The organism is Agilicoccus flavus, from assembly GCF_014857905.1.
GTDB classification, from domain to species: Bacteria; Actinomycetota; Actinomycetes; order Actinomycetales; family Dermatophilaceae; genus Agilicoccus; species Agilicoccus flavus.
Genome location: NZ_JACYXE010000011.1, coordinates 127,782 through 152,099 on the forward strand (window position 1 = coordinate 127,782; position 24,318 = coordinate 152,099).

21 protein-coding genes are annotated in these 24,318 nt (G+C 75.0%); 15 read left to right on the plus strand and 6 right to left on the minus strand.

What is annotated here, in order from left to right; all coding sequences use genetic code 11:
• Positions 1 to 9 precede the first annotated feature (9 nt).
• Complete coding sequence (locus ICW24_RS16150; RefSeq protein WP_226346783.1) at positions 10 to 1,341, plus strand: glycosyltransferase; 1,332 nt, start codon at positions 10 to 12, stop codon at positions 1,339 to 1,341.
• Positions 1,342 to 1,782: 441 nt separating this feature from the next.
• On the opposite strand, the gene ICW24_RS16155 is transcribed toward ICW24_RS16150, so the two are convergent.
• On the minus strand, positions 1,783 to 2,238 hold the full coding sequence (locus ICW24_RS16155; protein ID WP_226346750.1) for a DUF3817 domain-containing protein: 456 nt from the start codon (positions 2,236 to 2,238) through the stop codon (positions 1,783 to 1,785).
• A gap of 450 nt (positions 2,239 to 2,688) precedes the next feature.
• Between ICW24_RS16155 and ICW24_RS16160 the strand changes: the two genes are divergently transcribed.
• The 3 genes from ICW24_RS16160 to ICW24_RS16170 all read left to right on the plus strand — a co-directional run bounded on the left by ICW24_RS16160 (position 2,689) and on the right by ICW24_RS16170 (position 6,094).
• The gene (locus ICW24_RS16160; protein ID WP_226346751.1) at positions 2,689 to 3,978 is read left to right on the plus strand and encodes a DMT family transporter; all 1,290 of its coding nucleotides are present in this window, start codon (positions 2,689 to 2,691) and stop codon (positions 3,976 to 3,978) included.
• Positions 3,975 to 5,153: a glycosyltransferase gene (locus ICW24_RS16165; protein WP_226346752.1), complete on the plus strand. Its 1,179-nt coding sequence runs from the start codon at positions 3,975 to 3,977 to the stop codon at positions 5,151 to 5,153. Before ICW24_RS16160 ends, ICW24_RS16165 begins: the two co-directional genes overlap by 4 nt.
• Positions 5,154 to 5,632: 479 nt before the next feature.
• Complete coding sequence (locus ICW24_RS16170; protein WP_226346753.1) at positions 5,633 to 6,094, plus strand: MOSC domain-containing protein; 462 nt, start codon at positions 5,633 to 5,635, stop codon at positions 6,092 to 6,094.
• A gap of 321 nt (positions 6,095 to 6,415) precedes the next feature.
• On the opposite strand, the gene ICW24_RS16175 is transcribed toward ICW24_RS16170, so the two are convergent.
• On the minus strand, positions 6,416 to 7,561 hold the full coding sequence (locus tag ICW24_RS16175) for a DNA glycosylase AlkZ-like family protein (RefSeq protein ID WP_226346754.1): 1,146 nt from the start codon (positions 7,559 to 7,561) through the stop codon (positions 6,416 to 6,418).
• Between the two features lie 79 nt (positions 7,562 to 7,640).
• Positions 7,641 to 8,558 carry an N-acetylglucosamine kinase gene (locus tag ICW24_RS16180; protein ID WP_226346755.1) on the minus strand — a complete coding sequence of 306 codons (918 nt, stop codon included), beginning with the start codon at positions 8,556 to 8,558 and terminating at the stop codon, positions 7,641 to 7,643.
• 190 nt (positions 8,559 to 8,748) lie between these two features.
• Here ICW24_RS16180 and hutH point away from each other — a divergent pair, with 190 nt between their 5' ends.
• The gene (gene hutH, locus ICW24_RS16185) at positions 8,749 to 10,314 is read left to right on the plus strand and encodes a histidine ammonia-lyase (protein WP_226346756.1); all 1,566 of its coding nucleotides are present in this window, start codon (positions 8,749 to 8,751) and stop codon (positions 10,312 to 10,314) included.
• A 54-nt stretch (positions 10,315 to 10,368) separates the two neighbouring features.
• On the opposite strand, the gene hutG is transcribed toward hutH, so the two are convergent.
• Complete coding sequence (hutG, locus tag ICW24_RS16190) at positions 10,369 to 11,346, minus strand: formimidoylglutamase (RefSeq protein ID WP_226346757.1); 978 nt, start codon at positions 11,344 to 11,346, stop codon at positions 10,369 to 10,371.
• 180 nt (positions 11,347 to 11,526) lie between these two features.
• Between hutG and hutU the strand changes: the two genes are divergently transcribed.
• The 4 genes from hutU (at position 11,527) to ICW24_RS16210 (ending at position 16,796) form a co-directional block, all read left to right on the plus strand.
• Entirely contained in the window at positions 11,527 to 13,218 is a 1,692-nt protein-coding gene (gene hutU, locus ICW24_RS16195; protein ID WP_226346758.1) for a urocanate hydratase, read from the plus strand.
• Positions 13,218 to 14,435, plus strand: coding sequence for an imidazolonepropionase (gene hutI, locus ICW24_RS16200; RefSeq protein WP_226346759.1), 1,218 nt, complete (start codon positions 13,218 to 13,220; stop codon positions 14,433 to 14,435). Before hutU ends, hutI begins: the two co-directional genes overlap by 1 nt.
• A 27-nt stretch (positions 14,436 to 14,462) precedes the next feature.
• On the plus strand, positions 14,463 to 15,221 hold the full coding sequence (locus ICW24_RS16205; protein WP_226346760.1) for an IclR family transcriptional regulator: 759 nt from the start codon (positions 14,463 to 14,465) through the stop codon (positions 15,219 to 15,221).
• A gap of 300 nt (positions 15,222 to 15,521) precedes the next feature.
• On the plus strand, positions 15,522 to 16,796 hold the full coding sequence (locus ICW24_RS16210) for a YjiH family protein (RefSeq protein ID WP_226346784.1): 1,275 nt from the start codon (positions 15,522 to 15,524) through the stop codon (positions 16,794 to 16,796).
• Positions 16,797 to 16,832: 36 nt separating this feature from the next.
• Here ICW24_RS16210 and nagB read toward each other — a convergent pair whose 3' ends face one another.
• Positions 16,833 to 17,618: a glucosamine-6-phosphate deaminase gene (gene nagB / locus ICW24_RS16215; protein WP_226346761.1), complete on the minus strand. Its 786-nt coding sequence runs from the start codon at positions 17,616 to 17,618 to the stop codon at positions 16,833 to 16,835.
• 114 nt (positions 17,619 to 17,732) lie between these two features.
• On the opposite strand from nagB, the gene ICW24_RS16220 reads away from it, so the two are divergent.
• The 4 genes from ICW24_RS16220 to ICW24_RS16235 are packed head-to-tail and all read left to right on the plus strand — an operon-like array spanning position 17,733 to position 21,384.
• Positions 17,733 to 19,028: an NRAMP family divalent metal transporter gene (locus ICW24_RS16220; RefSeq protein ID WP_372360874.1), complete on the plus strand. Its 1,296-nt coding sequence runs from the start codon at positions 17,733 to 17,735 to the stop codon at positions 19,026 to 19,028.
• A 48-nt stretch (positions 19,029 to 19,076) separates the two neighbouring features.
• The gene (locus ICW24_RS16225) at positions 19,077 to 19,835 is read left to right on the plus strand and encodes a LamB/YcsF family protein (protein WP_226346762.1); all 759 of its coding nucleotides are present in this window, start codon (positions 19,077 to 19,079) and stop codon (positions 19,833 to 19,835) included.
• Positions 19,835 to 20,527, plus strand: a complete 693-nt coding sequence (locus tag ICW24_RS16230) for a 5-oxoprolinase subunit B family protein (RefSeq protein ID WP_226346763.1) — start codon at positions 19,835 to 19,837, stop codon at positions 20,525 to 20,527. The genes ICW24_RS16225 and ICW24_RS16230 overlap by 1 nt, the downstream gene beginning before the upstream one ends.
• Positions 20,524 to 21,384: a 5-oxoprolinase subunit C family protein gene (locus ICW24_RS16235; protein WP_226346764.1), complete on the plus strand. Its 861-nt coding sequence runs from the start codon at positions 20,524 to 20,526 to the stop codon at positions 21,382 to 21,384. The genes ICW24_RS16230 and ICW24_RS16235 overlap by 4 nt, the downstream gene beginning before the upstream one ends.
• 33 nt (positions 21,385 to 21,417) lie before the next feature.
• On the opposite strand, the gene ICW24_RS16240 is transcribed toward ICW24_RS16235, so the two are convergent.
• A complete protein-coding gene (locus ICW24_RS16240) occupies positions 21,418 to 22,329 on the minus strand; it encodes a LysR family transcriptional regulator ArgP (RefSeq protein ID WP_226346765.1) in 912 nt (303 codons plus the stop codon).
• A gap of 73 nt (positions 22,330 to 22,402) precedes the next feature.
• Between ICW24_RS16240 and ICW24_RS16245 the strand changes: the two genes are divergently transcribed.
• Together ICW24_RS16245 and ICW24_RS16250 are read left to right on the plus strand one after the other, a co-directional pair.
• Positions 22,403 to 23,440: a DMT family transporter gene (locus tag ICW24_RS16245; RefSeq protein ID WP_226346766.1), complete on the plus strand. Its 1,038-nt coding sequence runs from the start codon at positions 22,403 to 22,405 to the stop codon at positions 23,438 to 23,440.
• 72 nt (positions 23,441 to 23,512) lie between these two features.
• Positions 23,513 to 24,298: a putative hydro-lyase gene (locus tag ICW24_RS16250; protein WP_226346767.1), complete on the plus strand. Its 786-nt coding sequence runs from the start codon at positions 23,513 to 23,515 to the stop codon at positions 24,296 to 24,298.
• Positions 24,299 to 24,318: the final 20 nt, after the last annotated feature.

Here is a 24,318-nt window from a genome sequence, read left to right on the forward strand (position 1 = left end):
TGCGTGGTGATGCGCCTCCTCGCCCCGACCCCGCCGCTGTTCGGCCACGTGCTCCCGACGGTGACGCTCGGGGCCGGCCTCGCGCGGCGCGGCCACGACGTCACCGTCCTCACCGGCGCGCGGTACGCCCAGGTGGTGCGCGACTGCGGGCTCACCTTCCGCCCGCTCCCGGCGGAGATCGACTACGACGACCGGGACCTGGGGGCGTTCCTCGCCGCCCGCCACGACCGCGCGCGGCGCCCCGCGCGCACCCGCCTGGCCGCCGCGCGCCGCGACATCATCGGCTTGTTCGTGGAGACCCTCGGGGAGCAGCACGCGGCCCTCGACGCGGAGCTCGCCGACGAGCCGGTCGACGCCGTGCTCGCGGACGGCTCGTTCCTCGGGGTGCTGCCGCTGGCCCGCCGGCCGCGGGCGCAGCGGGTCCCCGTCATGGCCGTGTCGGCGACGCCGCTGTCGGTGCGCAGCGTCGACTGCGCCCACTTCGGGTCCGGCCTGCAGCCCGGCGACTCGGCCTTCACGCGGATGCGGAACCGGCAGATCGATTGGCTGCTGCGGCACGGGCCCCTCCGCCCGGTCCAGGAGGCGATGGACGCGGCGCTCGCGCCCTTCGGTGTCGCGCCCGGGACCGCCAACTACTTCGACCAGCTCCTCGCCACCGACCGCGCGTTCCACCTCGCCCCGGCGGGGCTGGAGTACCCGCGCCGCGACCGGCCCGACCTCGTCCGCTTCGTCGGGCCGCTGCGGTACGACGAGCCGACGGTGGAGCTGCCGGACTGGTGGCCGGAGGTGACGAGCGCGCGGCGCGTCGTCCACGTCACCCAGGGCACCCTCGACACCCGCGACCCGACGAAGTTGCTCGTGCCCGCCGTCCGCGGCCTGGCGGGCGCCGACGCCCTCGTCGTCGTCTCGACCGGGCGTCGGCCGGTGGGGGACCTGCTCGCGCACCTGCCGGGCGGGTTGCCGGCGAACGTGCGGGTGGCCGAGTTCGTGCCGTACGACGCCCTGCTGCCGCACACCGACGTCGTCGTCACCAACGGCGGGTTCGGCGGCGTGCAGCGGGCTCTCGCGCACGGGGTGCCGCTCGTCGTCGCGGGGGAGGGCGAGGACAAGCCGGAGGTCGCGGCGCGGGTCGCGTGGGCGGGGGTCGGCCTCGACCTGCGCACGGGTCGACCGTCGCCTCGGCGGATCGCCCGCGGGGTGGGCCGGGTCGTCGGCTCGGACCGCTTCGCCCGGGGCGCCGCCCGGCTGCGCGACGAGATCACCGCCCTCGGCGACCCGGTCGAGGCCGTCGACGCCGAGCTGCGCGCGGCCTGCGCGGACCGGGGCGCCACCCGGCGCTGACCGCGCCGCGTCACCACCCTGGCGCAGAGGTCGTGAGCCCGACGCCGGTCGGGTCGGACCGCCACGCGGGCCGCTGTCGACGACGGGGCACGCCCGCCCGAGACCGTCAGGGGCCCAGAAGCTGCGCGCGCCCGACGGTCGCACGACTCGCGCCCCGGCCGCAGCCGGGCTCGTCGTCGGCGCGACGACCGGTCACGTTGCCCCGTTGACGGTCTCGCGGGCGACGCCGCGCGGCGACTCGGGGGAGTGTCGGCCGACCGCCGCGATCACCCTCGGCACTGCGGCCCCCGGACCGGACGAGCGCGCGGCCGCCGTTCGCGGGGCGTGACGACCGGGTGGGGTCGACGTCGCCGTTGCTGCGGTCGAACGGCTGCGGGCCCGCCCAGGACCGCGCCTTCGTCGCCCGGACGCAGCTCGGCGTCCTCGACCCGCCTACACCCGTCAGTGGTTCGCGGCGGGCGGGCCGACGAGGAGCGCGACCCCCGTGAGGGCGAGGACGGCGACGACGCCGGTGAGCAGCGCCGCGCCGGGACGCGCCAGGCCGGCGGCGACGACCCGCTCGAGGCCACCGCGTGCCGCCTCCCGCGAGCGCAGGCGCCACGTCGCGGCGAGGGCTCCGCGACGCTCGGCCCACCGGTCGAAGGGGATGGTCGCAAACGGGGGGATCGCCGCGGCCAGCCCGAGGAGCGTGCGGCCGGCGCTCCAGCGCCCGTCGATCGCGACGACGATCGTGGTCAGGCAGTACGCGATGAAGACGACCCCGTGCACCATGCCGAACACGCGCACCCCGAGATCCGTCGTCTGGGTGACGTACTTGAGGAACATGCCGGTCAGCAGCAGGAACCACGTCACCGCCTCCGCGATCGCGACGGAACGGAACAGGCGAAGCGGCGACACGGACGGACTCCTCGGACGGCGGGAACAGCGGGCGGACCGCGGCGGACGACGACGGCCAGCGTACGGACCGCGGCTGAACGCCCCCTCGACGCGACGGGCCCCGGCCTCCTCGGCGCCGGGTTCGTGGGCCGGCCTCGGCGCGGGTGTCGAGACGGCGTGACGACGACGGCGCGCGTCCACAGGCCGTGACGACGGGCCCGGGCCGGAGGGCCTCGTCGCCTCTCGGTCTCTCGCCGAGCTCGCGGGGCGTCGCGGGCCCGGTTGCCAGGACGCATCGCGTCGGTGCCCGGGGCCCGCGTGTCACGTGCGACCTCGGTCGTAGACGGGTCTCATCCTCCCGGCCGGGCGGGTCCTACCGGGGGCTGTTCCGCCGCGGTGGGTCTCGCGGGAGCGTGGTCGCATGAGCTCGCAGAGGTCGGCCCGAACCCGCCCCGCCCGCGCGGGTGCCCGATGAGCGCACTGGTCGCCGTCGCGCTCGCCGCTCTCGGCGCATGCGCCCTCGCGTGGTCGTCCGTGTTGCAGCACGCCGGCGTGGGGCGGACCGCCGCCGGCGGGCGGACCCTCGGGGCCGGGATGTTCGCGCGCCTCGTGCACGACCGTGTCTGGCTCGCCGGCGTCGCCCTGCTCGGGGTGGGCGTGGCGCTCCACGTCGCGGCCGTGGCCACCGCCCCGATCAGCCTCGTCCAGCCCGTGGGCGTCCTTGCCGTGCCGCTGACGGTGTTCCTCGGGGCGCGGCACGCCGCGTCGCGCGAACGGGTGGCCGGGCGGTACCGGGCCGCGTGGCTCACGGTCGCCGCGACGGTCGTGTTCGTCGCCGTGGCCGCGCCGTCCGCGGCGTCGCCCGTGCTGCTCGACCTCGCGACGATGCCCGCTGTGCTCGGCGCGGCTGCCCCGCTCGTCGTCGGTCTGGCCCTGCTCGGCGTCCGTGGTCCGCAGCGGTGGCGCGGCCCCGCCCTCGCGGCCGCGGCGGGCGTCGCGTTCGGGGTCGCGACCGCCCTCGTGCGGTGCATCGCCGTGCTCGTCGAGACCGACGGCCTCGCCGACCCGGCCCTCCTGGGGACCCTCGGCGGTGCCGCCGCCGCCGGGTACGCGGTCGGCGCGTGGTGCGTCCAGCAGGCGTACCTCGTCGGCCGCCCCGAGACGGTCATGGGCACCCTCACCGTCGTCGACCCCTTTGCGGCCGTCGCCGTCGGGATGCTCGCGCTGGGGGAGGGGGCCCGCCTCGGCCTCGACGACCGCATCGGCCTCGCCGGGGCGGGCGCCCTCGCCGTCCTCGGCATCGCGCTGCTCTCGCGGCCCGGCGACCCGACCCCCGCCGACGACACCGGCGCCCCATCTCCGACCCGCGACGGCGGGGCCCGCGACCGTGCGGCCCACGACGGCCGGATCGCCGAGCCGGTCGGGGGCGGTTCGGGCCCGCTCACCCACCGGATGGCGCGCGCGGTCGCCGGCGGCACGCCCCTGCCCGTCCGCCGCGCCGCCGGGCGTGACGTCGCAGCCGATCCTCGACCCGAGTTCGACCCTCGCCTCGGTCTCGACGACGATCGCCTGGGCTCCGACGATCGCCTGGGCTGCGACGATCGCCTACGCTCCGACGATCGCCTGGGCTGCGACGATCGTCTGGGCTCCGACGATCGCCCGGCCTCCGACCATCACCCGGCCTCCGACCCGTCGTCCCCGCTCACGTTCGTCCCGTCCCCCCGACCGCGCCGCGGTCCCTCCGAGAGGTCGATGGCATGAGGATCCTGATCGGCACCGACACCTTCACCCCCGACGTCAACGGGGCGGCGGTGTTCACGGCGCGCCTGGCCGACGGCCTCGCCGAGCGCGGGCACGACGTCCACGTCGTCGCCCCGAGCACCGACCGCCGCTCCCGCGTCGTCGCCGGCGACGTCACCGAGCATCGCGTCGCCTCGCTGCGCTGGTCGCGGCGGCACCCGCTGCGCGTCGTCGACCCGGTTCGGGCCGACGCCGTCGTGGCGGCGGCCGTCGCCGACGTCGCCCCCGACGTCGTTCACGTGCAGGGGCACGTGCTCGTCGGGCGGCGGCTCCTGCGCCGCGCCGCGGCGGCGGGTGTGGCCAGTGTCGCGACGAACCACGTCATGCCCGAGAACATCGCCGCGCAGGTGCCGATCCCGGCGCGCTGGCAGGAACCGATGTGGGCGGCGGCCTACCGCGACCTCGCGCGAGTGCTCGACGCCGCCGATGTCGTCACCGCCCCCACCCAGCGCGCCTGCGACCTGCTCGCCGAGCGCGCGGGCCTGCACCGGGCCCGGCCCATCTCGTGCGGCATCGACGCGGCCCGCTTCGGCTCGCTGCGTCGCCACCGCCGTCCCGACGGGCCGGTGCGCCTGCTGTTCGTGGGCCGGCTCGAGAAGGAGAAGCGGATCGGGGAGCTCGTCGACGCCGTCGTCGGGCTTCCGGATCGGCTCGACGTGCGGCTCGACGTCGTCGGCGACGGGACCATGCGCCGCGCCTGGGCGGCCCGCGCCGCCGCCTCCGGGCGCCCCGACCGTTTCGACTTCCGCGGGCACGTCGGCGACGTCGAGCTGTTGCACGCCTACGCCGATGCCGACGTGTTCTGCATGCCCAGCACGGCCGAGCTGCAGAGCCTCGCGACGCTCGAGGCGATGTGCGCGGGCACCGCCGTCGTCGCCGCCGACGCGATGGCGCTCCCGCACCTCGTCCGGCCCGGCGTGAACGGCGAGCTGTACCGGCCCGGCGACGTCGCGGAGCTCGGCGCGCACCTGACCACGCTGGTCGACGACACCCGTCGGCGCGACGCCTACGCGGCGGCCGGTCGCCTCATCGCGGAGGGGCACGGCCTCGCCGCGACGCTGCGCGCCTTCGAGGGCGTCTACGAGGAGGTGGTGGCCGCCCGCCGTCCGCACCGTCGCCTCGGGCTCGCCTCCTGAGCCGGGGCCCACGAACCGGTGGCGGGGCCCGCAGAGAGGGGGCGGGCCCCGCCGCCGTCACCACGCAGTCTGCGACCACCGCCGCCCGCCCTGCCGCGCCGGCGTCAACCGTCCCCGGCCACCGCGTCCGCCCGCCGCCCGGCCCGCGGCCCGGCAGACGCAAGGCACCCGGACCCTGGGCGCTTCACCCCCGGCTATCGGGTGCGGTTGCGTCACCGGCGGCGGTCGGCCCCCGGCTCGCGGTCCTGCCGCGCGTCGGACACTCTGCACGACGAACGCCCCGATGCCGCCGCCATGGCCGACCTGCTGGTCGACCTCGCCGCGCGGTGCGGGTCCACCCGTGGCCGCCCCGCACCGGCACCGGTGTACGCGCTCCCTCGGAGGGATCAAGTCGTCGTGGCCGGTCGATCCCTCGGGCGTGATCACGGCTCGACCGACGGCTGCAACGCCAAGCCCGGTGGCGTGCCTAGGCTGGTGAGATGAGCGATGTCGTCGTCACCGCCATCCACGTCGCCAAGGGGCGGAGGCTGCCGACGCGATCCGTCCCCGCCGTCGAGGCCGAAGCCGGGCGGGGGCTCGTCGGTGACCGGTACCACGGCAGCAAGCACCGGCACGTGACGGTGCAGTCGGCGCCCCAGCTCGAGGAGGCGGCCGAGCGACTCGGCGCCCCGATCGCCCCGGGTTCGACGCGGCGCAACGTCACCCTGTCGGGCGGCGACATCCCCACCCGGCCCGGTGAGCGGATGCGCATCGGCGGGGTGGAGCTCGAGGTCGTGCGTGTCGCCGCCCCCTGCCGGATCCTCGACGACGAGATCGGCCCCGGCGCCGCGCGTGCCCTGCACGCCCGCGCCGGGACGGTGTTCCGGCTCCTGTCGTCCGGCACGATCCGCGTGGGCGACCCCGTCGACCTCGACGCCCCGCCCCCACCCGACGTCGCCTGACCGTCCGGTCATCCATTCGGGGCAGGGGGCGCTGCGAGCCATCGCCGGGGCGGCACGCTGCCGCTGCCGATGACGGACTGGCCGGCAGACCTCAACGGCTGGCACATCGGCGGCAACGTCTCGTCCGTACAGGCCGGTCGGGCCCGGTTCCGGCGAACGAAGAACCATTCGGGCCGGGTCGATGGGACCGTTCGCGGCGTCCGGCCCTGTGACCTGCGGTTGCTCCCGCAAGCCCCCGGTCGACCCGGCCCGAATGGTTCTTGCCGCGTCGTGCTCGCCGGCACCGCGCAGGAGAAGGGGTCGTCGTGGGGCGGACCTCTGTCAGGCGAGCCCGGCGAACTCCAGGCCGCGCGCGGCGGCCACGACCTCTCCCTGCGCGCGGGCGGCGTCGAGGAGGGCGGGGTCGGGGCGCTCCCACCAGGTCAGGCGCAGCGCGAGGCGCCCCTTGGCCGCGGTGGGCCGCCACGTCCCGAGTAGCTCGCCGCCGCACGCGAGAGCGCCGGGGCGTCCGAGGACCGGCCACAGCTCCTTGCCGCGTTCCTTCTGCGGGAGCAGCAGCTCGCGGTCCTTGGCGGCGGTGAACAGGTCCATGGGGCCGAGGAAGCGCAGGCGGTCGGGGTCGAGATCCGGGTCTGCGGCATCGAGGGCGCCGGCGTCGGCGTCGAGGATCCAGGCGGCGGTGCCGTCGCGGTCGACCCCGACGACGTCGTCCGGCCACGCGTTCTTCAGGTCGGTCACGGGCGCGTCGAGGAAGGTCGCGACGTCCTTCGCGGTCGCAGGCCCGAGCAGGTGCAGGTAGGCCCGCACGACCTGCAGGTGCGCCGGCGCCGCGCCGGGGTCCTCGGCCGGGCCGACGCGGCCCTTCGGCCAGCCCGGGATCCGGCGGAGCACGGGCGGGCTCGTGCCCGGCTCGATCTCCAGGCCCGCGTGCAGCGGGGCGAGCCGGAACGCCATCTCGTGGGGGTGACGGGCCCCGCAGGGGCGGCAGTCGGCGAGGTAGGCGTCGTCGAGTTCGGGCGTGATCGCCGCCGACACGGTCCCCTTCGCGGCGGGCCGGCCCACCGCCTCGCGCTGGGCGCGCCCGAGCCGGCCCAGCGCCTCCCGCACCGGCACCCCGGCGGCCGCGAACGTCCGCCCCGCCGCCATGATCCGTTTCGCCGCGTCCTTCTCGGAGAACGGGGCGAGGGCGGTGGCGACGTCCGGGAGTTCGGCCCGCCGGTAGAGGTGCGGCGCCCCGCGCAGGGACCACACGAGCGCGGTGGCCTCGTCGAACCCGGCGAACGCCGCCCGCGCCTGTCTGACGTCGACTCCCCGCACGACCAGCGACAACGCCCCGGACGACCCCGGCCCGTCCTGCACCCCGAGGTCGAGCACCGGCGTGTCGAGGACGGGCACGGATCCCGGATCGGCGTCGAGCCCCTGGACCAGCCACCGGTAGGCGAGCACCTGCCCCCGCGTCACCTTCATGGGGACAGTGTGCCGCGCCGACCGTCGCGTGGTGAGGTCACCGATCGGGGCCGCTGCCGCGACCTGGGCGGCCTGGCCCTCAGAGCCGCGGCGGGCGCAGGTCGAGGTCCAGGGAGTCGGCGGCGGCGACGCAGGCCCCGGCGACGGGATGGGCGGCGAAACCGGCGACCTCTACGCCCGCGGCGACGGCTTCGCGCAGCGGCCCCGCCGACAGCAGGCCGCCGGCGAGCACGACCGGGCCGGCGTCCGCGGTCCCGCCGGCCAGCTCGCCGACGGTGCGCAGCAGGGCGCGGGCGGCCTCGGCGACGATGTCGGCGGCGACCTCGTCGTCTCCGGCCCGGGCGAGGGCGACGGGTGCGAACCGGCCCCAGGCGGCGGGCGGCACGCCGTCCGTCGCGCGGACAAGATCCTGGCCGTCGGCGGGTCGCGAGGCGACGGCGGGGATGTCGAGCAGGTCGAGGACGGGTGTGGTGAGCGCAGTCGGACGACCCCCGTCGAGGTCGGCCGCCACGGCGCGCAGCACCCGCCGACCGATCCACACCCCCGACCCGGCGTCGCCGAGGAGCCAGCCGAGCCCGTCGCGCCTGGCGATCGGCTCCCAGCCCGCGAAGGGGACCGCGACGGCCCCGGTCCCGGCGAGCAGCAGGCGGCCCTTGGGACGGCGGGCCGCGCTGCGGTAGGCGATCTGCAGGTCGGGGACGACGATCGGGGCGGCGCCGATCCCGGCCGCGCGAGCGGCGCGGCGCACGAGCGCCTCGACCTCCGCGCGGCGCGCCTCGGTACCCGCGATCCCGACGCAGAGGGCATCGGGCGGCCCCGCTGCGGACCCCGCCAGGCAGTCCCGCAGGGCGGAGGCGACGTTCGTCGCCGGATTCCCGACGGCCGAGCGCACGTTCGCGCCGGCGGCCCGCCCGCGTCCGAGGACCTCGCCGTGCTCGTCGCAGGCCACGGCCCTGGTCGAGGTGCCCCCCGCGTCCACTCCCACCAGCGTCGTCATCGAGCCCATCCTCCCCTGGACGATCGTGGAGGGCGGCGAGGGGATGCACGGGCTGTGGGCTGGAGTCCCTGGCCACCCCGATCATGGGCTGAGCGTCGGCGCCGCGGCGAGCCCACACATGTCCCAGATGTGGGACGAACGCTGCGCCACGGGGTCGAACCTGCGCCCCGGCGCGCGCTGCACTAAGGGTATGACGACAGCAGCGCAATCGCAGACCGTCGAGGTGGGCACGCGCCCGCTGGGCATTGACGAGGTGGTCGCCGTCGCCAGACACGGCGCCGGCGTTCGCATCGCCGACGCGGCGTGGGCCGCCGTCGACCGCGGCCGGGCCATCGTCGACGCGCTGGCCGGCGACCAGGTCGCGCACTACGGGATCTCGACCGGGTTCGGCGCGCTGGCCACGCGGCATATCCCCACTGATCTCCGCACCCGCCTTCAGAGCTCGCTCATCCGCAGCCACGCCGCCGGCACCGGGGCGCCGGTGGAGACCGAGGTCGTGCGGGCGCTCATGCTGCTCCGCCTGCAGACCCTGGCCACCGGCCACACCGGGGTGCACCGCGAAACCGCGGCCGCCTACGTAGCGCTCCTCGAGGCGGGCATCACCCCTGTCGTACACGAGTACGGCTCGCTCGGCTGCTCGGGCGACCTCGCACCATTGGCCCATTGCGCGCTGGCGGTGATGGGCGAGGGCGTGGTGCGCGACCGGGAGGGTCGCGAGATGCCCGCTGCTCAGGCACTCGCGGCCGCGGGGATCGAGCCGGTGGTGCCGGCCGAGAAGGAGGGCCTGGCCCTCATCAACGGGACCGACGGGATGCTGGGGATGCTCTGCCTGGCCGTCACCGACCTCCGCGCGCTGCTGCGCGCCGCCGATATCGCCGCGGCGATGAGCGTCGAGGGCCTGCTCGGCAGCGATGACGTGTTCGCCGCCGACCTGCAGGCCCTGCGACCCCAAGCCGGCCAAGCCGACTCCGCCGCCAACCTGAGGGCGCTGCTGCGCGGCAGCGGGATCCGCGACTCCCACCGGGATCCGCAGGCCTGCACCCGGGTGCAGGACGCCTACTCGCTGCGGTGCGCTCCGCAGGTGGCAGGTGGGGCCCGCGACACTGCCGCGCACGCCGCGCAGGTGGCCGACGCCGAGCTCGCCTCGGTCGTCGACAACCCGGTGATCACCGACGACGGGCGGGTGGAGAGCAACGGCAACTTCCATGGCGCCCCGGTCGCGTACGTGCTCGACTTCCTCGCGATCGTCGCCGCCGACGTCGCGAGCATGAGCGAGCGGCGCACCGACCGGTTCCTCGACAAGGCCCGCAACAACGGACTGCCGCCGTTCCTTGCGGATGACCCCGGCGTGGACAGCGGGCACATGATCGCCCAGTACAGCCAGGCCGCGATCGTCTCCGAGCTCAAGCGCCTCGCCGCGCCTGCCAGCGTCGACTCGATCCCCAGCAGCGCCATGCAGGAGGACCACGTGTCGATGGGGTGGTCGGCGGCCCGCAAGCTGCGTCGCTCGCTCGACGGGCTGACCAGGGTGCTCGCCATCGAGGTGCTCACCGCCGCGCGCGGCATCGAGCTGCGCGCGCCTCTGCAGCCCTCGCCCGCGACGGGAGCTGTCGTCGGTGCCCTGCGCGGCGCGGGCTGGGAAGGCCCGGGTCCGGACCGCTGGCTGGCCCCCGAGATCGAGACCGCGGTGCGGCTGGTCGCCTCCGGTGCGGTCGTGCAGGTGGCCGAGCAGGCGATGGGGGAGCCATTGCGGTGACTCGCGAACAGGGCCGGCGCACTCCCGCACCGGGCCCCTCGGGGGTGCGCGCGCTCAGCCCTGCGGTGAGCGCTGCGGTAGGCAGCCCACCATCTCGTGGACGAGCCGGGCGGCCGTGCGCGCGGTGCGGCCGTCGATATCCCGCGGCGGGCACAGCTCGACGATGTCGACGAGCGCGAGCCGCCCGCTGAGCGCCACCCGCCGGCACACCTCGAGGATCACCTCGACCGGCACCCCGACAGCGGCGGGCGCGCTCACCCCGGGTGCTTGTGCGGCGGGCAGCACGTCGAGGTCGATCGAGAGATGGACCGCGTCGACGCCGGCGACGAAGGCGTCGACGAATGCGGTGATCCGGTCCAGGTGGCGCGGCTGGCAGTTCCGGTCCAGCAGGTACCGCACCCCGAGCGTGTCCGCGGTGTCGAAGAGCGTGCGCGTGTTGGCGGCCTCGCTGATACCGACCACGCCGTAGCGCAGGGTGCGGCCTGCGGCCGCCTCGGCGCGGGCCATCTGCAGGAACGGCGTGCCGGAGGTCGGCCGGTCGGCCTCACGTAGGTCGAAGTGGGCGTCGAGGTTGAGCACCCCGACCCGGGCGTCGGCGCAGCGCGCGGACGCCGACCAGCCCAGGTAGCTTGCGTAGGCCGTCTCGTGACCGCCTCCGAGAGCGACGACGAGACGGTGGGCGTCGAGCGCGCCGGCCACCACCGCGCCGAATTCGCGCTGCCCGTCGGTGAGCACGTCCTCACCGCCGCCGGGCAGACCGACCGTGCCGAGGTCGACGACGACGTGGTCGGTGTGCACGGGCAGCGGGGCGAGAGCCCGACGTAGCTCGTCCGGAGCGACGGCGGCGCCGGGCCGACCGGCATTGCGACGCACGCCCTCGTCGGAGGCGAACCCCAGCAGGGCAACGTCGCCCGGCTCGTCACGGGCACCGGCGCCGCCCATCCGTATCCGCTGGTGCCAGCGGACGTGTCCCGGGTCGTCTCCGTCGTTGCGGCCCGTCCAGATCGAATGGTCGACGGGGGTTCTCGGCATGGCTCCTCCTCTGGATCGCTCCATTCCATCGTGACCCGGCGCGGTGGTCGACGCGGGACGACGTCCGCCACCCGCGTCCCGCATATGGGACGGCAACTGTCTCCGAGCCCCTGGCCGCGCGCCCCGCGGCCCGGTGTCATGGATGGCGGAACAGTTCACTGACCGACCCAAGGAGCGACGATGGCCCTCCCCGGAGCCCGTGAAGTCCGCGCCCCCCGCGGCACCGACCTGACCGCCACGTCGTGGCAGACCGAGGCACCGCTGCGGATGCTCATGAACAACCTCGACCCTGAGGTGGCCGAGCGCCCCGACGACCTCGTCGTCTACGGTGGCACCGGCCGCGCCGCCCGATCCTGGGAGGCGTTCGACGCGATCGTGCGCACCCTGCGCGGCATGGACGACGACGAGACCCTGCTCGTGCAGTCGGGCAAACCCGTCGGCGTGTTCCGCACGAACGTCTGGGCGCCGAGGGTTCTCATCGCCAACTCCAATCTCGTCGGCGACTGGGCGACGTGGCCGGAGTTCCGGAAGCTCGAGGCCGAGGGCCTGATGATGTACGGCCAGATGACCGCCGGCTCCTGGATCTACATCGCCACCCAGGGCATCCTGCAGGGCACCTACGAGACTTTTCACGCGGTCGCCGCCAAGCTGCACCGCGAGGGCCGGGCGAGCGAGCCCACGCTGGCCGGCACCCTGACCCTCACGGGCGGCTGCGGCGGCATGGGCGGCGCGCAGCCGCTGGCCGTCACCCTCAACGGCGGCGCCGTTCTCATCGTCGACGTCGACAAGGCCCGGCTGGAGCGCCGCCGCGTCAAGCGCTATCTGGACGAGGTGCAGACCGACCTCGACGCCGCGCTGGCCTCGGTGCTCGCCGCCAAGAGTGAACGCCGCCCCCTGTCCGTGGGACTGGTGGGCAACGCCGCCGACGTCTTCCCCGAGATCCTGCGCCGCCGACGCGCCGGTGAACTCGTCGTCGACATCGTCACCGACCAGACCAGCGCGCACGACCCGCTCTCCTACCTACCGGTCGAGTACGCGATGGACGAGTGGGAGCGTGAGGCCCAGGCCGACCCCGAGGGCTTCACGAAGAAGGCCCGCGAGTCGATGGCCGCCCAGGTGCAGGCCATGGTCGAGTTCGGCGACGAGGGCGCCGAGGTGTTCGACTACGGCAACTCGATCCGCGACGAGGCCCGGCACGCCGGCTACACCCGCGCGTTCGACTTCCCCGGGTTCGTGCCCGCCTACATCCGCCCGCTCTTCTGCGAGGGGCTCGGCCCGTTCCGCTGGGTCGCGCTCTCCGGCGACCCGCAGGACATCGCCGTGACGGACCAGGCCATCAAGGAGCTCTTCCCCGACAACGAGCACCTGCACCGCTGGATCGACGCGGCAGGGGAGTACGTGGAGTTCGAGGGCCTCCCCGCCCGCATCTGCTGGCTCGGCTACGGCGAACGCCACCAGGCCGGGTTGCTCTTCAACGACCTCGTGGCACGTGGAAAGGTCACGGCGCCCATCGTCATCGGCCGCGACCACCTCGACTCCGGGTCCGTCGCCTCGCCCTACCGGGAGACCGAGGCCATGGCCGACGGGTCCGACGCCATCGCCGACTGGCCTCTGCTCAACGCACTCATCGCGACGAGCTCGGGCGCGACGTGGGTCTCGATCCACCACGGCGGAGGAGTGGGGATCGGCCGGTCGATCCACGCCGGTCAGGTCGGCGTCGCGGACGGCACCGAACTGGCCGCCAAGAAGCTGACGCGACTGCTGACCAACGACCCGGGCATGGGCGTTATCCGACACGCCGACGCCGGCTACGACCGGGCGGTCGAGGTCGCCCGCGAGCGCGGCGTGCGCATCCCGATGCGGGAGGGCTGATGGGCAGCGAACTCGTGACCGGCATCGGGGAATTGTGGGTCGCCGACCCGGACGCGCCCGAGCCCTTCGTCCTCGACGGCGCCCTTGTGCTCGCCGACGGGGTCGTCGCCTGGCTCGGCTCGGCCGATGCCGCGCCGGAGGCGGACCGGCACACCGACGTGGGCGGGCGGGCCGTGCTGCCTGGCTGGGTCGACAGCCACTCCCACCTGGTGTTCGCCGGCGACCGGGCCGCCGAGTTCGCGGCCCGGATGGCGGGTGAGGCGTACGCGGCCGGCGGCATCGGCGTCACGACCGCGGCGACGCGCGAGGCGAGCGATGCGGAATTGAGCGCGCTCGTCGCCGACCGGGTGCGGGACGCGGTGGCCGGCGGCACGACATACCTCGAGACCAAGACCGGCTACGGGCTTTCGGTGCCGCAGGAGCAACGCGCCGCGCGCATCGCGGCGGGCCTCGTCGACGAGGCGACCTACCTGGGCGCGCATCTCGTGCCCGCCGGACCCGACGGGGAGCCGAGAGAGGCGGAGGCGTACGTCGACCTCGTGTGCGGCCCGATGCTCGCGGCGGTGGCTCCGCACGTGCGTTGGGCGGACGTGTTCTGCGAGGAGGGCGCGTTCACCCCCGAGCAGTCGCGTCGGGTGCTCACCGCGTGCCGCGACGCCGGGCTGGGGCTTCGGGTGCACGGCAACCAGCTCGGGCACAGCGGCGGCGTCGCGCTCGCGGTCGAGGTCGGCGCGGCCAGCGTCGACCACGTCAACTTCGTGACCGACTCCGACGTCGAAGCGCTGGCGGTGTCGCAGACGGTCGCGACGATCCTGCCGGCGTGCGACCTGTCGACCCGAGCGCCGCTCGCGCCCGCCCGCGCGCTGCTCGACGCGGGTGCCACGGTGGCCATCGCCTCGAACTGCAACCCCGGGACGAGCTATACGACGTCGATGAACTTCTGCGTCGCCACCGCCGTGTTGCAGCAGCGGATGACCGTGCCGGAGGCCGTGCTCGCCGCCACCTACGGCGGCGCCCGCGCGCTGCGCCGCGACGTTCACACGGTCGCGGACGGGGGTGCGAGCACGGGCGACGCCCGCCCCCCGGTCGGAACCTTGCGCGTCGGGGCCCGCGCCGACCTGCATGTCCTCGACGCGCCGTCCGCGACGCACCTGGCCTACCGGCCCGGCATGCCGCTGACCTGGGGCGTCTGGCGCGCTGGCGTCCGCGAGGTCTGAGGGCTCCGCATGAGTGAGGATCGGCGGATGGACACCAGCCCGGCCGTCGCCCACGCCCTGGGCATCCTCGGCGCGCTCGCCGCGGGTGCCGGGCCGCAGTCGGCGGCGGCGCTCGGCCGGGCCGTCGGGGTGCCGCGGAGCACGACGTACCGGATCCTGACCACGATGACCGATTCCGGCTACGTCGTGCACGTGCCGGGAGCCGGGTACGCCCTGGGCCCCGCGGCCCGCGAGCTGGCCTGGGCCTATCAGCGGCAGGCGCCGCTGCAGCGCGTGGCCGGCCCGTTGCTGAGCGAGCTCGCAGACCGGGTAGGGCACAACGCCCACTTCAGCATGCTGCAGGGCAACGACGTGCTCTACGTCATCGAGGAACGCGTCAAGGGCCGCCCCTGGCTCGTCACGGACGTCGGGGTGCGGCTGCCCGCCGAGCTGACAGCCAGCGGCCACGCGATGCTGGCGCACCTCAGCTCGGCCCAGATCAGCGCGCTCTATCCCGCCAAGAACGTGTTGGCCGACCGCGGCACCGACGGGCCGACCACGGTGAGTCAGCTGCGCCGCCGCCTGGCCTACGTGCGCGCGGCGGGTTTCGCCACGGAGTCGCAACTGGTCACGGCGGGCCTGGACTCGGTGGCCGTCGCGGTCGTCGACCGCGTGGGGCACCCGCTCGCGGCCGTCGCCGTGACGTACCCGACGCAGACTCCCCAGGCCGAGGTCGCGCAGATTCTCGAGCGCGTACGCCGGACAGTGGCCGCGATCGGCGCCCGTCTGGACCGGCGACCCGCGTAGACCGGGAGGGCATGGCCCGCTCGCCTCGGATATCCCGGATCTGGGACGCCTCGTCCGCCTCGGGGCATTGTGCGGTACCCGGGAGACCGGTGCAATGGAGAAGTCCACGTCGTCGGCGCCGCTCGACCGGGCGCGCCCACCCCCGGACGGCCCCGAGCGGGTCGCGGCCCCGACCGCTCCGCGCACGAAACCGCCTTGAACGACCCACCACAGCCTGCCCACGACCCCCTCGCCCCCTTCAGATGCAAGGAGTGACCCGTGAACAGCCAGACCAGTGCCGCGAGCCCACCCCCCGCCCGGATGTGGAAGTTCTTCGTGCTGTCGGCGATCGGCATCGTCATGTTCTTCGTCCCGGTCACGATCGCAGGCCGTGACACCATCCCACTCGACCACATCGTCTCCGGGGTGCGCGCGGCTGTGCCCGGCGTCCTGCCCTGGTACGCCCTCGCGCTGATCGCCGCCGGTGCCGCCCATCCCTTCGTCACCGGACGCTGGCGGCGCACCGCGACGGACATCGTCTTCTCGTTCGCGCGCCTGGTCGGTCTCGTCGTCGGGGTCATGCTCGTGTTCGGCATCGGCCCGGACTGGTTGTTCGCGAAGGAGATGGGCCCGTTCCTGCTCAACGCCCTCGTGATCCCCGTCGGGCTGCTCGTGCCGATCGGCGCGGTGTTCCTCGCCCTGCTCGTCGGGTACGGGCTCATGGAGTTCATCGGCGTGATCGTGCGGCCGTTCATGAAGCCGGTCTTCCGCACCCCTGGCCGCTCCGCGATCGACGCGGTGGCCAGCTTCGTCGGCTCCTACTCGCTGGCGCTGCTCATCACCAACCGGGTCTACCTCGAGGGCAAGTACACGCGGCGCGAGGCCATGGTCATCGCCACCGGCTTCTCGACCGTGTCCGCGACGTTCATGATCGTGGTCGCCGACGCCCTCGACCTCATGGGGCACTGGACCCTGTACTTCTGGTCGACGCTGCTCATCACGTTCGTGGTCACGGCGATCACCGTGCGCATCTGGCCCCTGTCGGGCGAACCGGACGAGTACGCCCCGGACGTGACCCCGCAGCCCGAGGAAGATGTCCAGGGCAGCCGAATCGCCGCGGCCTGGCGGGCCGCCCGGGCGACGGTGGCCGCCGACCCGGGGGTGGCCCGCACCATCGCGTCGACCTTCAAGGACGGGATCGTCATGGCGATGGCCATCCTGCCCTCGATCCTGTCGATCGGGTTGCTCGGGCTCGTCCTCGCCGAGTACACCCCGCTGTTCGACGTCATGGCCTACCTGTTCTACCCGGTCACGGCGCTGCTGCAGATCCCCGAGCCGATGCTCGTCGCCAAAGCGGCAGCGCTCGGGGTCGCAGAGATGTTCCTGCCGGCGGCGCTCGTCGCCGGTTCGGCGCCGGCGGTCAAGTACGTGGTCGCGGTCGTCTGCGTCTCGCAGATCATCTTCTTCTCCGCGATGGTGCCCAGCCTGGTCGGCACCCAGATCCCCGTGTCCATCCCCCGACTGATCGGGCTGTGGTTCGTCCGCGTGGTGCTCAGCCTGGTGCTCACCATCCCCCTGGCCCACGTGCTCTTCTGACCACACCGGACGCGTGGGCGCGAGCGACCCCGCGGGTCAGAGCCCCTGCCACGCCGGCTTGGCGGCCCAGGCCTCGCGGACGTAGGAGCCGAGCTGGAGGCGGGAGGCGGCGGCGTCGTCGAGCAGGACGGTGACGTGGGGGTGCATCTGGAGGATCGTCGCGGGCCAGAGGGCCGAGATCGCGCCCTCGACGAGGTGGTGGACGGCCTCGGCCTTGCCGCGGCCCGTGGCGACGAGCACGAGGTGGCGGGCCTCCATGATCGTGCCGACGCCCTGGGTGAGGCAGTGGCGCGGGACGGCCTCGGGGTCGTCGTCGAAGAACCGGGCGTTGTCGGCGCGCGTCTGCGCCGTGAGCGTCTTGATGCGGGTGCGGGAGGCGAGGCTCGACCCGGGCTCGTTGAAGGCGATGTGGCCGTCGCTGCCGATGCCGAGGAGCTGGACGTCGATGCCGCCGGCGTCGGCGATGGCGCGCTCGTAGGCCGCGCACTCGGCGGGCAGGTCGGCGGCCGAGCCGTCGGGCCCGTGCACCCGCGCGGGGTCGACGTCGAGGCGCGCGACGACGTCCCGGTCGATCTCGCTGCGGTAGCGCCGCGGGTCGCCGGGGGGCAGGCCCACGTACTCGTCGAGCATGAACACGTTCGCGGCCGCGAAGCTCAGCTCGCCCGCGGCCACCCGCCGCCCCAGCTCGGCGTACACAGGCTGCGGGCTGGAGCCCGTGGCCACCCCGATCGCCGGTCGCTCCCGCACCCGCAGGGCCGCGGCGACCGCGTCGGCCCCGAGTCGCCCCAGTTCCTGCGGCCGGCTCGTGACGATGACCTCCATGCCCGCCATCCTCGCGCAGGTCCGTCGCCGGGGCACGCGGGTCCGCCGCGCGTGGGTCGCCCCGGCGGTAGCCTTGGGCCACCAGCACGCCCGAGCTCTCGAAAGGCGATCCCGATGCGCGAGGCCGGCCCCTCCCCCGACGGACCCGACGGATCCGATCGCCCACGCGATCCCGAGCGTCCCGATCGAGGTGACGTCGGGGCCGCGGAGTCGGCGGCGCCCGCCCCGCTGAAGACGCGGGAGATCCTCCTCGGCGCGATCTTCCTCATGGCGACGAGCGCGATCGGGCCGGGCTTCATCACCCAGACGACGACGTTCACCGTCCAGCTCGGCGTCGCGTTCGCGTTCGCCATCGTCGTGTCGATCCTCGTCGACATCGCCGTGCAGATGAACGTGTGGCGCGTCATCGGGGTCTCGGGGATGCGCGCGCAGGAGATCGCCAACGCGACGATCCCCGGTGCGGGCTGGGTGCTGGCGGCGCTCGTGGTCCTCGGCGGCCTCGTCTTCAACATCGGCAACATCGCGGGGACGGGCCTCGGGCTCGACGCGCTCGCCGGCCTCGACCCGAGGATCGGCGGGCTGATCTCGGCGGTCATCGCCGTCGCGATCTTCCTCGTCAAGCGGGCGGGTGCGGCCCTCGACCGGATCGTCGTCGTCCTCGGCTTCCTCATGATCGTGCTCACGGCGTTCGTCGCGTTCACGACGAACCCGCCCGTCGGGCGGGCGCTGACCAACGTCGTCCTCCCCGAGCGCATCGACGCGCTCGCGATCACGACGCTCATCGGCGGCACCGTCGGCGGGTACATCACCTACGCCGGCGCGCACCGCATGCTCGACGCGAAGATGACCGGGCCGGACCACGCCCGCGACGTCGCGCGCAGCTCGGTCGTCGCGGTCGTCGTCACCGGGATCATGCGGATCCTGCTCTTCCTCGCGATCCTCGGCGTCGTCGCGACGGGCGCGAAGCTCGACCCGACCAACCAGGCCGCGAGCGCGTTCCAGGCCGCCGCGGGACAGGTCGGCCTGCGCGTGTTCGGGATCATCCTCTGGGCGGCGGCGATCACGTCGGTCATCGGGGCGTCGTACACGTCGGTCTCGTTCCTCACGTCGACCCGCACCCCGGCGCGGACGCGCAACCTGCTCACGGTCGGGTTCATCGTCGTGTGCACCGTGCTCTACCTCGTCCTCGGCAAGGCGCCGACGACCCTGCTCGTCTTCGCGGGCGCGTTCAACGGGGTCGTCCTGCCGCTCGGGTTCACGGCGATCATCGCGGCGATCCTCTTCCGGCCCGCCCTGCTGCGCGGGTACGTCTACCCGACGTGGCTCAAGGTCGCCGGCGTCGCCGCGTGGCTGCTCACGCTGTACCTCGGGTGGTTGTCGCTGTCGGGCCTGTCGAAGCTGTGGAGCTGAGGCGGCGCACGGGTTGTCGGCACGCACGCCTGGAGGCAGGGTGGGGCCATGATGTGCATTGACCTCAACTCCGACCTCGGCGAGGCCTTCGGCTCGTGGACCATGGGCGACGACGAGGCGATGCTCGACGTCGTGAGCAGCGCGAACGTCGCGTGCGGCTTCCATGCGGGTGACCCGAGCGTCGCGCGCCGGACGTGCGCCGAGGCCGCCCGCCGGGGGGTCACGGTGGGTGCGCACGTCGCCTACCGCGACCTGCCGGGGTTCGGGCGACGCTTCATCGACGTCGACCCCACCGAGCTCGTCGCCGACGTGCTCTACCAGATCGGGGCGCTCGACGCGATGGCCCGGGCCGCGCGCACGTCGGTGCGCTACGTCAAGCCCCACGGCGCCCTCTACAACACGATCGTCCACCACGAGAAGCAGGCCGCGGCCGTCGTCGAGGCGATCCGCGAGTACGACGACTCCCTCGTGCTCATGGGTCTGCCGGGGGCGCTGTCCCTGCAGCTCGCCGAGAAGGCGGGCCTGCCCACGGTCGTCGAGGCGTTCGCCGACCGCGGGTACCTGCCCGACGGCACGCTCGCCCCGCGGCGCGAGCCCGGCGCGGTGCTGCACGACCCCGTGCAGGTGGCCGACCGCATGGTCCGGCTCGTGCGCGACGGGACGCTCGAGGCGGTCGACGGCTCGCAGCTGCGCATCGGGGCGCACTCGATCTGCACGCACGGCGACTCCCCGGGTGCGGTCGAGATGGCGCGGGCCGTGCGCGAGCGACTCCTCGGTGCCGGCGTGCAGATCCGGGCGTTCGCCTGATGCGCGTCCACCGGCTGGGGGACGTCGGGATCCTCGCGGAACCCGGCGACCTCGACCGCGTGCTCGCCCTCGACGCCCTCGTGCGGGCCCGGCGCGAGGCGGGCGACCCCGGTCTCGTCGACGTCGTGGACGTGGTCCCCGCCGCCCGCACCCTCATGCTCTCGGCCGACGCGGGCGCCGACCTGTCGGCCCTCGCAGCGTCCGTGCGCGCCCTCGCCGCCGGCCCCGAACCCGGCGCGGCGAGCGACCCGGAGCGGTCCGGACCGGGCCACGACGCCGGCGAGCCCGTCCGGATCGAGGTCCGCTACGACGGCGACGACCTCGAGGACGTCGCGCGGCTCGCCGGGCTCGAACCGGCGCAGGTCGTCGCCGCGCACACGGGCACGACGTGGCGCGCGGCGTTCGGCGGCTTCGCGCCCGGCTTTTTCTACCTCATGCCACACGAGCACGGAGATCCGCCCGGGGACGGCCCCACCCTGCCCTCGCTGCCGCGCCGCGACGAGCCCCGCACCAAGGTCCCGGCCGGCGCGGTCGGCCTCGCGGGCGAGTTCAGCGCCGTGTACCCGCGCGCCTCGCCGGGCGGATGGCAGCTGATCGGCCGCACGGACGCCGTCATGTGGGACGTCGACCGCGACCCACCGGCGCTGCTCGCGCCCGGCGCGCTCGTCCGCTTCGTCGAGGTGACGTCGTGAGCGCCGCCGGGTGGACGGTGCGCGCCACCGGCCCCCGCGCCCTCGTGCAGGACCTCGGCCGCCCGGGCCTGGCGCACCTCGGCGTCGGCCGGTCCGGCGCCGCCGACCGCCGTGCGCACCGCCTCGGCCAGCGGCTGCTGCGCAACGACGAGACCGCCGCGAGCATCGAGGTGACGTTCGGCGGCTTCGAGGCGGAGGTCGGCGCCGACGTGCTCGTCGCCGTCACCGGCGCGCCGGCGGTCGTCACGGTGGACGGTGCGCCCGTCGGGTACGCCGCCCCCGTGCGGGTCCCGGCGGGGTCGGTGCTCGCCGTCGGGGTGCCCGAACGCGGGCTGCGCACCTACGTCAGCGTCCGCGGCGGGTTCGCCGTGGACCCCGTCCTCGGCTCGCGCGCCACCGACCTGCTCTCGGGCGTCGGCCCGCCCCCGCTGGCCGAGGGGGACGTCCTGCCGATCGGTGCCGCTCCCACCGACTTCCCGTACCTCGACGTCGCGCCGGTGCCCGCCCCGCCCGACGACGTCGTCCTGCGGGTGGCGCCGGGCCCGCGCCTCGACTGGCTCGCCGACCCGGGCGAACTGTGGACGGAGTGGACCGTCTCGGGCCGCAGCGACCGCGTCGGTCTCCGGCTCGAGGGGCGGACGCTGCGCCGCGTCGCCGAGCGGGAGCGCGACGAGCTGCCCAGCGAGGGCGTCGTCCGCGGCTCGATCCAGGTGCCCCCGGGCGGAGAGCCCGTCCTCTTCCTCGCCGATCACCCCGTGACCGGGGGCTACCCCGTGGCCGGGGTCGTCCTCGACGCGGACACCGACCTCGCCGCGCAGGCCCGGCCGGGGCAGCGCGTGCGCCTCGTGCGCGCCTGAGCGCCCGCGGGGCTGCCTGGCTCCAGCGGCCGCTCACTCGGGCGGTGGGGGGCGCAGGTGGACCCGGGCCGCCTCCGTGACGAGGGTCGTCAGGCGGGCGAGCGTGGGGGAGTCGATGCGCCAGCGGTGCCAGAACAGCGGCACGTCGATGTCGTCGGCCCCCGCGATCCGCACGAGGGAGCCGTCGGCGAGCGGCCGGCGCACCTGCGGCAGCGGGATCGCACCCCACCCGAGACCGCAGAGCGCGGACGCGAGGAAATCGGCGTTCGAGGGCACGTGATGGGCGGGCGGGTCGGCGTCCGGGTGCCCGGCGCGGCGCAGGAGCTCGTACTGCAGGTCGTCGTCGGGGCCGAACCGGAGCATGGGGATCGAGGGGAGGTCGTCGGCGCGGGCCGAGCCCAGCCCGAGGCGAGCGAGCAGATCGGGTGAGATGACGGGCACGTACGGCATGACCCCGAGCGGGGTCGCCGAACACCCCTGGATGGGGTGGGGGTCGACGCTCACGGCGGCCATGACGTCGCCCGCCCGCAGCAGGTCGGCCGTGCGGGTCTCGTCCTCGACGCGCAGGTCGAGCAGGAGGGCGCCCTCGGCGGCCACGTCGGCGACGACCTCCGAGAACCACGTGCCGAGCGTGTCGGCGTTGACGGCGACCGACACCCGGATCAACCCCGGCGCCCCCGCCCCGTCGGACCGGGCGAGCGCGTCGAGGCACTCGGCCTGGAGCAGCGTCGTCTGCCGCGCGAGACGCAGCACCGTATCGCCGTCGGTGGTGGGCGTGACGGGCCGGCTCCGGCGCACGAGCGCCCGGCCGAGGTGCCGCTCCAGCCCCGAGATGCGCTGGCTCAGCGCCGAGGGCGTCACCCGCAGCCGGGCCGCGGCCTGCTCGAACGAGCCGGCGTCGCACACCGCCGCCAGGGCCTCGAGCTGCAGGCTGCTGAGCATCATGTTGAGGAAGCCTAAGCCTTGCCCGATAACCCTCGCTCGACTGATCTGACCTCGGGTCCGTACCGTCGTGGACATGCAGACGACACACGCGACGGACACGACGGCGGGGGCGGGCACGAGCAGCGGTGCGCCGCGCCGCGCCGGCCGCCTCGTCGGCGAGGGCGGCCTGGCCACCCTCGCGCTCGTGCTCGTCACCGCCGTGTGGGGCTCGTCGTTCTTCCTCATCCACGACCTCGTGGGCACGCTGCCGCCGGACGACCTGTCCGCGGTACGGTTCGCGATCGCCGCCGTGGCGATGCTCGGCGTCTTCGGCCGGCACCTGCGCGGACTTCGGCGGGCGGACGTCGTGGCGGCGCTCCTCATCGGCGTCGTGTACGGCCTCGCGCAGATCCTCCAGACGTACGGCCTCGCCCACACGGAGGCCTCGACCTCGGGCTTCCTCACCGGGCTGTGCGTCGTGCTCACCCCCCTCATCGCGCTCGTGCTGTGGCGCGAGCGGCTGCCGGGAGCGACGTGGGCGGCCGTGGGGCTGTCGGTGCTGGGGCTCGCGGTGCTGTGCTTCGGCGGCGGCGCGGGCATCGGCGGCCTCGGGCCGGGCGAGCTGCTCACCCTCGCCTCCGCCGTCGCGTACGCGCTGCAGATCGTCGGGATGAGCAGGTACGTCGAGCCCGCGCGGGCGAACGGCATGGCCGTCGTCATGATGCTCGGGGTCGCCCTGACCTGCGGGGTCGGCGGCGTCGCCGACGGGCGGGTGGAGCTGCCCGCCGACTCCGGCGCCTGGCTCGCGGTGGTGTGGATGGCGCTGTTCGCCGGCGCCCTGGCGATGTGGGCCCAGGCGTGGGCGCAGGCCCGGATGCCCGCGACCCGGGCCGCCATCGTCATGACCCTCGAGCCGGTGTTCGCCGCGACCTTCGCCCTGCTCTGGGGCGGCGAGACGCTCACCGGCCGGCTCCTGGTCGGCGGCGGCCTCATCCTCTCGGCGATGCTCGTGGCCGAGCTCGTCGGTGCCCGCGCGCAGGAGTCGCACGAGGACGCTGCCGTCGACGTCACCGCCGACGACGCCACCGCCGATTCCGGCGCCGTCGCCCCGGCCGACCCGGCCCGGGCGTAGGGCCCCGCAACGGCCCGGGGCCCCGGGGTGTCTGCGAACCTGGAGGCCCGACCTCGCAGGCAGGAGCCGACGATGCCCGACGAGCCCTCCTCCAGGACCCCTGCCCAGGCGCGGGCCCTGTTCCGCGACGGCCTCGTCACCCCGACGTCCGGGTGGGCGGCCGGCTACGCGCAGGCCAACCTCGTGTCGCTGCCCCGCGACCTCGCCTACGCGTTCCTCCTCTTCGCCCAGCGCAACCCCAAGCCGTGCCCGGTCCTCGACGTCCTCGACGCCGGCGAGGTGTCCGGGCCGATGCTCGCGGGCGACGTGCGCACCGACATCCCCCTCTACCGGGTCTTCGTCGACGGCGAGCTCGTGGCCGAGGTGCCCGACGCGCGGGAGTACTGGCGCGACGACCTCGTGAGCTTCCTGATCGGCTGCTCCTTCACGTTCGAGCACCCGATGCGGGCGGCGGGGGTGCCGCTGCGGCACGTCGAGCAGGGCTGCAACGTCCCGATGTACGCCACGTCGCGGGCCTGCCGCCCGGCCGGGAGCCTGCGCGGCCCGCTCGTCGTGTCGATGCGGCCGATCCCCGCCGACCGGGTGGCCGACGCGGTCCGCATCACGTCGCGGTACCCGGCCGTCCACGGGGCGCCGGTGCACGTCGGGGACCCGGCGGCCCTCGGGATCACCGACCTGGACCGGCCCGACTTCGGCGACCCGGTGACCGTGCGCGACGGGGAGATCCCCGTGTTCTGGGCCTGCGGGGTCACGCCGCAGGCCGCGGTCATGGCCTCCCGGCCGCCGTTCGCGATCACCCACGCGCCGGGGCACATGCTCATCACCGACGCCCCCGACGCCGACTTCCAGGTGCCCTGAGCCCCGCGGCGGGGCGGCGG